The organism is Streptomyces sp. AMJ-169 (genome assembly GCF_055597585.1).
Genome location: NZ_JBVLTJ010000004.1, coordinates 281,140 through 291,143, shown reverse-complemented (window position 1 = coordinate 291,143; position 10,004 = coordinate 281,140). Strand labels below are relative to the sequence as shown.

Here is a 10,004-nt window from a genome sequence, read left to right as displayed (position 1 = left end):
GAGCGCACCGGAGACGCAGATGACCGTCGGCACGGAGGACCGCACTCTGTGGATACGCCGCTACCACCCGGCCGCCCCGGACGCCGTACGGCTCCTGTGCCTGCCGCACGCGGGCGGTTCCGCCTCCTTCTACCACCCGGTGTCCCAGGCCCTCGCGCCCGCCGTCGAGGTGCTGGCCGTGCAGTACCCCGGCCGCCAGGACCGCCGCCAGGAACCCTTCGTCGACAACGTGCCGGAACTCGCCGACCGGCTGCTCCCCGTGGTCCTCGCCGACGAGGGCGCAGGCCGCCCGCTCGCCGTCTTCGGGCACAGCATGGGCGCCTCGCTGGCCTTCGAACTCACCGCGCGCCTCGAAGCGGCCGGCGCCCCGCCGGTCATGCTCTTCGCCTCCGGCCGCCGCGCCCCCTCCCGGTTCGAGGAGGAGGAGAACATCCACACGCGCGGCGACCAGGCCCTCCTCGCCGAGATGAAGCGGCTCGCCGGGACCGACAACCGCATCCTCGGCGACGAGGAGATGCTCCAGATGATCCTCCCGGCGCTGCGCAACGACTACCGCGCGGCCGAGCTGTACCGGCCCGAGCGCTTCCACAAGATCGAGACGCCGGTGACCGCGCTGACCGGCGACGCCGACCCCAAGGCCGCGCTGGACTCCGTCGAGGCCTGGGCCGGGCACACCTCCGGGGGCTTCCGCATGGAGGTCTACCCCGGCGGCCACTTCTACCTCGTCGGACAGGCCCCGCGGGTCATCGAGGAGATCAAGTCGACGCTCGCGGGGCTGGTCTGATCTTTCGGGGCCGGTCTGATTCTCAGAGGCCCAGGAGAGCGGTGCCGGGGACGAGTTCGTGCCACCGGTACCGCTCGGTGTGCGTGTGCCAGTACACGTACCCCTGCTGGAACCGCCGTACGTACGGCCGCTGTTCGGGGCTCGCCGCCGCCTGGACGCGGGCGTGGGCGGCCAGGGCCCGGTCCACGGTCGTGCGGTACACCTCCAGGTACGGGCGGCCCGAGCGCAGGGAACCGCGCTGGATACGGCTGAGAAGGAAGTCGTCGCCGTCGAGGATCTCCTTGTGGAACGAGCAGACGTCGTTGATGTCGCAGATGAAGTGGTTCATGGTGCGCAGCGTCGCCGCCCAGTAGCGCAGGTCCCCGTCCAGGGCGAGGCTCGGGTGGGCGAACTGGAGCAGGGCGGCCCAGAGTTCGTTGAACCCCGACAGCTCGCGCACGTACTCGGTGTCGGCCGTGTCGTCCCCGTCCCGGGAGAACTCCGTCTCCAGCAGCACCCCCAGCGCGGACCGGACGGTCATCGCCCGCAGGACACCGAGCGTGGACGCGGCGCAGAACGGCGCGAGTTGCCGGAATATGTGGTCGGTATATGCGGCATAGGGCGAGGACCCGGGGACGCCGCTCATGATGCTGCGCAGAATTCCGTACGACTGCTGCCGGTCGCGTGAGCACAGGTCGTCGTAATAGGCGGTGAATGCGAACATCCTGCTCATCGCCAACGAGAATTCGTCGTCGTCCGGCCTCGGCAGCATCAGCTGCTGCATCAGCACCAGGTCCCTGACGAGGGGGAACGGCAGGTCGAAGCCGTATCCGCGGGCCTCCGCGAGGAGGGTGGCGGTGAGGTGGCGCGTCCGGTCGGCCGGCAGGTCCGGGACGAAATCGTCGAGGAGTTCCAGAATCCTCTGGAGTTGCCCGGATTCGATGACCTCAAGGCTGAGGTGATGGTTCGAGACATGAGTTTCCCGCTGAACGCTCATGCCTCCCCTTTGCCTGCGTGGCGCGCGGTGAAACGCCGGGTTCCTTTACGGGTTGCCCTCGGAGGGGTCAACTCCGGTCCCGCCGCCATACTTTCGGGGGGTCCTGGCGCGTTCCGCGGATGGAGGGGGGCGGCCGGGAGCAGAGATGCGGACATGCGTATGCGTATGAACACGAAAGCGGCGGCCTCGGTCTCGGCGGTCGCGCTGCTGGCCGGCCTGCTGACCGCGGTCGGAGCCACCACCGCCGGCGCGGCCGACGGCTGCGGCAACAAGAACGGCAGGACGGCGCGGACCGTGACCGGCGGCGCCGGCCAGCACATCGAACTCCGCGCGAACGGCGACCGGGACACCACCTGCGCCTGGGGCCGCATCACCGGCGGCAGGCCCGGCATGCACATCTGGGTGGACCGCAGCAGCGACGGCGGCAAGACGTGGGAGCCGCGGCTGGGGTTCCGGACGATCCCTGCGGGGCGGACGAGCGTGTGGACCGATCCGTGGCGGGACAGCAACGGGAAGGTGATGCGGGCTTGCGGGGATTCGGGGAACGGGACGGCGATCAGGTGTACGGGGTGGTATTAGGGCGGGTGGCGGTGGGGGACGGAGTGATGGGGGCGGCGGGTCGGGGGGAGGGAGGTTGGAGGGCGAGCTGTTGGAAGGCGAGGTGTTGAAGGGCGAGCCGGTGGAGGGCGAGCTGTTGGAGGGCGGAGTGTTATTAGCTGACCGCTGACGCCGGTGAGGGCGCCGCCGACGCCGCCAGCGTCGGGGCCACCCGCACCGCAGGTGCCCCGGTCCAGCGCAGGACCGTCGTGCCCCAGGTCACGCCGCCGCCGAAAGCGATGATGAGGATCAGCTCACCGTGGTGGACGCGGTTCTCGGCGGCGGCTTTCGCCAGGGCGTAAGGGATGCTGGCGGCACCTATGTTCCCCACCTCGTCGCCCACGACGACCAGTTGGGCCTCCGTCACCCCGGCGTCGGCGGCCACCTGGCGCAGCAGCACCGGGTTCGGCTGATGGGTGACGACCAGGGCGATGTCGTCCAGGGTGACGCGGTGCCGGCGCAGCGCCTCGGTCAGCATGCGGGGGAAGACGCCGACGATGAAGTCCCGTACGCCGCGCCCGTTCATGCTGATGAAGTGGCCCCCGCCGTGCAGCGTCACCTCGCTCGCCGGGTACCGGCTGCCGCCCGCCGGGACCAGGGCGTGATCGGCGTAGCGCCCGTCCGAGCCGAGGCTGAACTCGCCGAAGCCGTACCCCTCTTCGACGGCCCCGAGCAGTGTCGCGCCCGCGCCGTCCGCGAACAAGGAGGCGGTCGCCCGGTCGGCCGGGTCGAGGAACTTCGAGTACGCCTCGACGCCGATCACCGCCGCGTACCGGGCCCGCGCGTCGCACGCGAGCCAGTCGTACGCCACCCGCGCCGCGAACAGCCACCCCGAGCAGGCCGCCGTCACATCCAGCGCGACCGCCTGCCGCGCGCCCGTGAGCGCCTGCACCCGGCACGCCGTCGCGGGCCCCAGCTCGTCCGGCGACGACGTCGCCACCACGATCAGATCCAGCGCCGCCACGTCCAACTCGGCTGCCGCGAGCGCCGACTTGAGCGCTGCCGCCGCGAGGTCGGACGCCGCTTCGTGGGCCGCCGCGACATGCCGTGAGCGGACTCCGGTGCGGCGCGCGATCCACTCCGCCGTGGTCCCGGCCGCCGCCGCGACCTCCTCGTTCGTGCGCCGCCGCAGCGGGAGGTATGAACCGGCGCCGACGATGCCGATCGGGGGGCTGGCCATGACGGGGGTCCTTTCGGGGGATCTGGGGGAAGCCGGGGGGCTTGGGGGGCGGGGATCTCGGGGGGCGGGGGGAAGTCGGAGGGGTTGGGGGGCGGGGAAAGCTCGGGGATCTGGGGGAGGCGGGGGTATCTCGGGAGGGTCGGGGAAAGTCCGGGGATCTCGGGAAGTGGGGGGGAGCTGGGGGGTCTTGGGGGGCGGGGATCTCGGGAGGGCGGGGAAAGCTCGGGGATCCGGGGGGCGCCGGGGGATCTCGGGGACCCAGGGGAAGGCGGGGGAATCTCGGGAAGGGGCGGGGATCTCGGGATGCGGGGGATCTCGGGAAAGGTGGTCACCGGACACGGGACCATGGGGGAGCGGCGTCGGTCGAGGCGCGCGCGAAGCAGTGCGGCGCGCGGGGGCGGCGGTGCGAGCCGGGGGCGCGAACCCCGGGGCGCACAGCGGACGAAGCGCCCCGCACCCCTGCGTACGCGCCCCAATGCCGACAAGATGTCCTTTACAACGGGCGGCGCGCTGGTTTGACTTGGGGACGGGCCCCCGCCGGTGGCCGCCCCACCCCAGGAGCCCGTCCCCCCTTCCTGACGGCCGGTACCTCTCCCGCCGCCGTCTCCCGCGGAGCACGAACTCGACCCGCACGGCCGCCTGTTGGAATCCGGAACCCGCACTGCCGCCTGTTGGACGGCCGAAGCTGTACCGCCCGCACCGCCGCCTGTCGGACAGCTGAAAGCCACTGCCCGCACCGCCGTCTGCCGGACAGCCGAAGCTGTACTGCCACCGGCCTTGTCGGACAGCCGAAAGCCACTGCCCGCACTGCCATCTGTTGGACAGCCGAAGCTGTATTGCCCGGCCTGTTCGGACAGCCGAAGCTGTACCGCCTGGCCTGTCGGACAGCCGAAAGCCGTACTGCCCGGCCTGTCGGACAGTACGGAGCCGTACTGCCGCTTGTTGGAAGCCGACCGCAGCCCACCCCCGCGAAAGGCAGTCGACGTTGACCACCCTCACGCGCCCCCCGCTCCTGCCCACCGAGGACCAGGCCGCCGACTACCTGGACACCAGGGTCGACACCAGCCACCCGGTACGCCGCCGTCAACTCCACGAGATACGCGCCCTGTTCACCGGCCTCACCCCCGGCACCGCCCTCCTGGTCTCCGCCCCCGACCCCCTCACCCAGCTCACCGCCTTCCTGGCCGCCCACCACCACGGCCTGGTCCCCGTCCTCCTGCCCCGCGCCTGCCCCGACCACCGCCTCCACCTCATAGCCGACGCCCTGGGCGCAACAGCCTTACTGACCCCAGACTTGACGATCCGTCACCTGACGCCGAAACAACCGAAGCCGTACGAGCCCGGCCAGGCCATCCTCCTCACCTCCGGCACCTCCGGCATGGCCAGCGGCTGTCTGCACAAGGTGAGTTCACTCCTCGACAACGCCCGCCGCCACGCCACCGCCATCGGCCTGCGACCCGGCGACACCGTCCTGGTCAACCTCCCCCTGCACTACTCCTACGCCCTGGTCGCCCAGGCCCTGGCCGGCCTGGTGACCGGCGCCCGGCTCGTCCTGAGCGGCCCCCCGTTCACCCCCGGTGCCTACTGCGAGGCCCTGCGCCGGCACGGAGCGACGGTCTCCTCCCTCTCGCCGTACCTGGTCCGCTCCTTCCTGGACGACGGCTACCGCCTCCCCGCCTGCCTGCGCGCCCTCACCGTCGGCGGGGACGTCCTGGAGGCGGCCCACGTCAAGCAGTTGCTCGGGCGGCATCGGGCGGGCGAGCTGTACCTCACGTACGGCCTGACCGAGGCGGGCCCCCGCGTCGCGACCCTCGCCGCCCACCGCGAACCCCCCGAACGGCACACCTCCGTCGGCCTCCCGCTGCCCGGCGTCCAGGTCGCCGTACACGGCGAGGCGGCAGCCGGCGAACTGCTGGTCACCACCCCCACCGCCATGATCCGGCGCGTCGGCCACCCCGCACCGGGCCGCCGCGGCCTGATCGCCGCCGGCACCGTCGCCACCGGAGACGTCTTCCGCCGCGACGACGACGGCTACCTCTTCTTCTGCGGCCGCCTCACCGACTTCGTCATCATCGACGGAGACAAGGTCTCGCTGCGCTGGGTACGCGAACTGGTAGGCGCCCTACCCGGAGTCCTCCAGGTCCGCACCGAAATCCTCCACGCCACCGACACCCGCAGCGGAGTAGGCCGCCAGTCCTACCGCCTCCACATCACCGCCCGCGAGACGACCCGGGTACTGGAGGATCAGGTGGTACGCCGCTTGAAGGAGGTGTTGTTGAGGGTCGAGTTCCCTTGCGACATCGTAATTCGGGAACCTCGGCCGGAGAGGGTGTTGTAGGGGGGAGAGACCTGGCGGGGTGGGGCTGTGCGGGGCGGCCTCGTGGGGGCGGGTGCTGGGTGGGGTGATCGGGCGGGGCGGGTGCTGTGGGTCGGGCTCCGGCTGGGCTGGTCCGGTGAGTTGGCCTTGGCTTGACCGGCGGGAGGGAACTGTGCAGGGCGGCCCGGCGGGGATGGGTTTGTGAGTCGGGTTCCGGCTGGGCTGGTCGTGTGAGCTGGCCTTCGGCCTGACTGGCGGGGTCGGTGGAGGAGTGAGCCGTGCGGGGCGCTTTGGCGGGGGAGAGAGCTGTGCTGGGCGGCCCCGTGGGGCGGGTGTTGCGGGGGTGATCGGGCGGTGGGCGGGCTCCGGCCGGACTGGTTGCGTGTGAGCTGGCCTTCGGTCCGACCGGCGGGGCGGTGGGGAGGGAGTTGTGAGGGGTGGTTCGGTGAGGTGGGTGCTGTGGGGCCGCCTGGCGGGGGTGGGTGTTGTGAGTCGGGCTCTGGTCGGGCTGGGTGTGTGGGCTGGCCTTCGGCCTGACTGGCGGGGTCGGTTGGGAGGGGCTGTGGGGGGCGGCTTTCTGGGGGCGGGTGCTGTAAGGCGGCCTGGCGGGGTGGGGGCTGTGGGTCGGGCTTCGGCTGGGCTGGTCCGGTGAGTTGGCCTTGGCCTGGCCCGGCGGGTCGGTGGGGAGGGAGTTGTGCAGGGTGGCCCGGCGGGGGGTGGGTGTTGTGAGTTGGGCTCTGGCTGGGCTGGTTGTGTGTGCTGGTCTTCGGCTCGGCCCGCGTTGTGAGTCGATCCTTGCCCGCCCGAGGTTCGTTTTCAGTGGCGCGGTGTCAGATATGGCTGGCTGGAGATGCTCGCGGTGCCGTGTAGTTCACCGGTGGCGGGGTGGTGAGCATGTTGCCTGGGGTGAGGGAGCCTTGCCGGGGCGAGGCGAACTCCGCTGGCTCGGGCCGATGGGAAGGCGACCCCCGCCCGGCTCGTGCCCTACGGGAAGGCGACGCCCGCCCGGCTCAGGGCCGACAGGGAGTCGAACCCCGGTGGCTCGGTGTCGGCGAAGAGACCGCTGCTGGTTCCGCTGTTCCGCCCCCGTGTTCCGCCCGGAGTTCACTCGGCCCAGTGAGCGTACCCGTCCGGCGTACGCCCTATTGCCACAGCGCGGTCGCGTAATCGTCGGCGGCGAGAGGTGCGGCAGCTCCGGGTGCCAACCCCGCCTCCAGCAAGGGGAGATGGGGGAGCACCTCGGCGCAGAGTCGGTCCATGGCCGACGGCAGTGCCCGTACGGTCTCCGGAGTCAGCGCGCCGCTGGCTATGAGCCGGCCCGCGTGCCGGTGTGCCTGGGAGATGCCGAAGAGCGCGGCGAGGGGGCGTAACGCGGCTGCGAGGGCGGGGGAGTTGAGGTCGGCGAGGGTACGGGTCACGGTACGTGCGAGCAGCGTGGCGGCGACGGATTCCCCCAACTCCTTGAGCTGGGGGAGAGCCGCGTCCCCCTGCTGCGCCTGCGCCGCCAGCACCCGCTCGTGCAGCTCAGCGATCCGGGGCCACCACTCGGGATCGGTCAACTCGCCGGGCGGCCAGGGGATTTCAGCGCCGGCCTGTGAAGATGCGGGCCTGCTGTCCAGGCCTGCTTTCGAAGGCGTGCGCTCGCTGTCCGGGCTTGCCTCTGAATGGGAGGGCCTGCTGTCCGGGCCTGTTTCTGCATGCGTGCGTTCGCTGTCCGGGCTTGCCTCTGCACGGGAGCGTCCGCTGTCCAGACCTGCTTCTGCATACGCGCGCCCGCTGTCCAGGCCCGCCTCTGAACGGATACGCCCGCTGCCCGGGCCCGCTTCTGAATCCGGGTGCCTGCTGTCCAGGTTTGCTTCCGAATGCGTGCGCCTGCTGTGGAGCCCTGCCTCTGAATATGAGCGCCCGCTGTCTAGACCCGCCTTTGAACTGGCAGGCTCGCTGTCCAGGCCCGCCTGTGAGTCGGTACGCCCGCCGTCCAGGTCCATTTCTGAATGCGCCCGCCCGCTGTCCAGACCTGCCTTTGAACCGGCACGCCCGCTGTCCAGGTCTGTTTTTGAACGCGTGCGCCTGCTGTCCAAATCCGCTTCTGAACGCGTGCACCCGCTGCCCAAGCCCGCTTCTGAACGGGCACGCCCGCTGTCCAGACCCGCCCCCGAATACGCCCGCCCGCTACCCACGCCCGCCTCGATACGCGCCCGCCCGGCATCCATGAAGATGAGCCCATTGTCCCCACCGGCCACGGTGAACGCCCGCGCCAGCCCCAGATACCCCTCCAGCCGATTGACGTCGAGGAACCCGGCGAGTCCGCAGTGCCGTTGGCATACGTCGACGAGGTGCACGGCCTCTTCGGTGGTGACCGCTTTGAGCAGGGCGAGGGAGGCGTCTACGGCGACCCAGGGGGAAAGGTCTTGCGGCGCCGGGGTCTGCACCTCCGGAGCCTGCATCTCCGGGGTCTGTGTCTCCGGGCTCTGTACCCCCGGGGTTTGCACCTCCGGGCTCTGCACCCCCGAGGTCTGCGCCTCCAAGGTTTGCACCTCCGGGGTCTGCATCCCAGGCGTCTGTGCCTCCGAGGTCTGTGCCCTCGGCTCCTGTTCCTCCAGGCTTTGCCGCACCCCCGGCTCCTGCACTCCCAACTCCTGTGCCTCCGGACTCTGCTGTGCCCTCAACTCCCGCGCCCCCGCCCCCTGGGCTCCCGCCCGCTGGACTCGCAGCTCCTCTATCCCCGTAGCCCTTTGAAGCCCTGCCTCTTGAACCCCCGCCACCCTTTGAAGCTCCGCCCCCTCAACTTCCACCGCCCTCTGGGCCCCCGCCTCCCGTATCCCTGCCGCCCTTTGGAGCCTCGGTTCTTGAACTTCCACCGCCCCTTGGGCTCCCGCCCCCTCAGCTCGCCCTGCCTCCGCCCCCCGAACCCCCTCCGCCTCAGAAGCCCCGCCGGCCAAAGCCCCCTCCCCCGAACCCCCGCCAACCGAAGCCCCCCTCCCCGAACCCCCCTCGCCGCCCCGCCCCCTCTCCAACGCCACCCCCGCCGCGCAGCTCAGCGCGAACGCCCCCGCCAACGCCCCCAACAGCGCCCGCTGTTGAGTCCCCTGCGCCAGCAACGCACCCCCACCCCGAACCCGCCGCCCCGAGGCGAACCGTAGTGCCGACACCGCCGCCCCCCTCCCCATCGCCGCCATCGCCGAAGGCACCGTCGCCCACAAGACCTGCCCCGGCGACATGGTCCGCCGCAGCCGCGCCCCCGGCGCCCCCAGCGGATCACCGAACCCCCCGCCCGCATCCACCCACGCCCCGTCCGCCAGCCAACGCCCGTACGGCACGCGGCAGTTCCGGAACCGGATCAAGGAATAGGCCAGCGGCAGCGCGGCGGAAGTCAGGGGTGCCGACATCTCCACACCGGGTGCGGTGGCTGTGCCGTCGGTGAGGTCGACGAGGAAGGCGAACGTCCCCCGGTCCACCCCGCCGACCACCGTGCGCGCGATGACAGCGGCGTACGCAGGGACTCCGGACGGCGTCACGCCGGAGAACTTCACCGCGTCGGCGTCGGGGGTGTTCAGTACGAACTCCCGCCGCCCGGCGTCGAATTCGGCGGTCGTCCGGGCCCCGAGATGACTCCCGGCCCGCCCGATCTCGGTCACCAGGTACACCCCTTTGGCCCGGCCCCCCTCCAGGGCTTCACGGCAGGGCTTGAGGCAGGCCTCGTCGGTGCCGAAGGTGAGCACGGAGTTGAGGCAGAGGACGTAGTGGTTCACCAGCGCCATGTACAACGCGGGGTGTTCTACGGCCGCTTGGGTCTGGACGTCCGCCAACCGGCCGATATCGGCGAGGAGTTCACCCGCGTCCCCGAGCTGAGCGGCACAGTGCAGCAGGGCCTGCGGGGTGTCGAGCGCCGGTATCTCGACAACCGGTCCACGGAAACGCACCAGCCGCCGAAGCTCCGCCAACTCACCCTCCAGCCCCCGAAGCTCCGGCAACTCACCGTCCGAATCCGAGAGTTCCTTCAACTCGCCCCCCGGCTTCCGAAGCTCCGGCAACTCGCCGTCCGAATCGGGGAGTTCCCTCAATTCGCTCTCCGGCTCCCGCAGCCCGGGCAACTCGCCGCCAGACTCCGAGAGTTCCCCCGACTCACCCCCCGGCTCCCGAAGCGACT

At 71.3% G+C, this 10,004-nt stretch carries 6 protein-coding genes; 3 read left to right on the top strand and 3 right to left on the bottom strand.

All coding sequences use genetic code 11. The annotated features are described in order from the left end of the window. The first annotated feature begins 19 nt into the window (after positions 1-19). Entirely contained in the window at positions 20-784 is a 765-nt protein-coding gene (locus ACYUD3_RS12275; protein ID WP_470967977.1) for a thioesterase II family protein, read from the top strand. Positions 785-806: 22 nt separating this feature from the next. Here the strand turns inward: ACYUD3_RS12275 and ACYUD3_RS12270 are convergent, their stop codons facing one another. Then, positions 807-1,760: a hypothetical protein gene (locus ACYUD3_RS12270; RefSeq protein WP_470967975.1), complete on the bottom strand. Its 954-nt coding sequence runs from the start codon at positions 1,758-1,760 to the stop codon at positions 807-809. A 153-nt stretch (positions 1,761-1,913) separates the two neighbouring features. On the opposite strand from ACYUD3_RS12270, the gene ACYUD3_RS12265 reads away from it, so the two are divergent. Next, positions 1,914-2,339, top strand: coding sequence for a glycosyl hydrolase (locus ACYUD3_RS12265; RefSeq protein WP_470967972.1), 426 nt, complete (start codon positions 1,914-1,916; stop codon positions 2,337-2,339). Between the two features lie 133 nt (positions 2,340-2,472). On the opposite strand, the gene ACYUD3_RS12260 is transcribed toward ACYUD3_RS12265, so the two are convergent. Continuing rightward, entirely contained in the window at positions 2,473-3,537 is a 1,065-nt protein-coding gene (locus ACYUD3_RS12260; protein ID WP_470967970.1) for a 3-oxoacyl-ACP synthase III family protein, read from the bottom strand. A 985-nt stretch (positions 3,538-4,522) separates the two neighbouring features. Here ACYUD3_RS12260 and ACYUD3_RS12255 point away from each other — a divergent pair. Continuing rightward, positions 4,523-5,875, top strand: coding sequence for a class I adenylate-forming enzyme family protein (locus ACYUD3_RS12255; RefSeq protein ID WP_470967968.1), 1,353 nt, complete (start codon positions 4,523-4,525; stop codon positions 5,873-5,875). Positions 5,876-6,996: 1,121 nt separating this feature from the next. Here ACYUD3_RS12255 and ACYUD3_RS12250 read toward each other — a convergent pair. Next, on the bottom strand, positions 6,997-9,918 hold the full coding sequence (locus ACYUD3_RS12250) for an acyl-CoA dehydrogenase (RefSeq protein WP_470967965.1): 2,922 nt from the start codon (positions 9,916-9,918) through the stop codon (positions 6,997-6,999). Between the last annotated feature and the right edge of the window lie 86 nt (positions 9,919-10,004).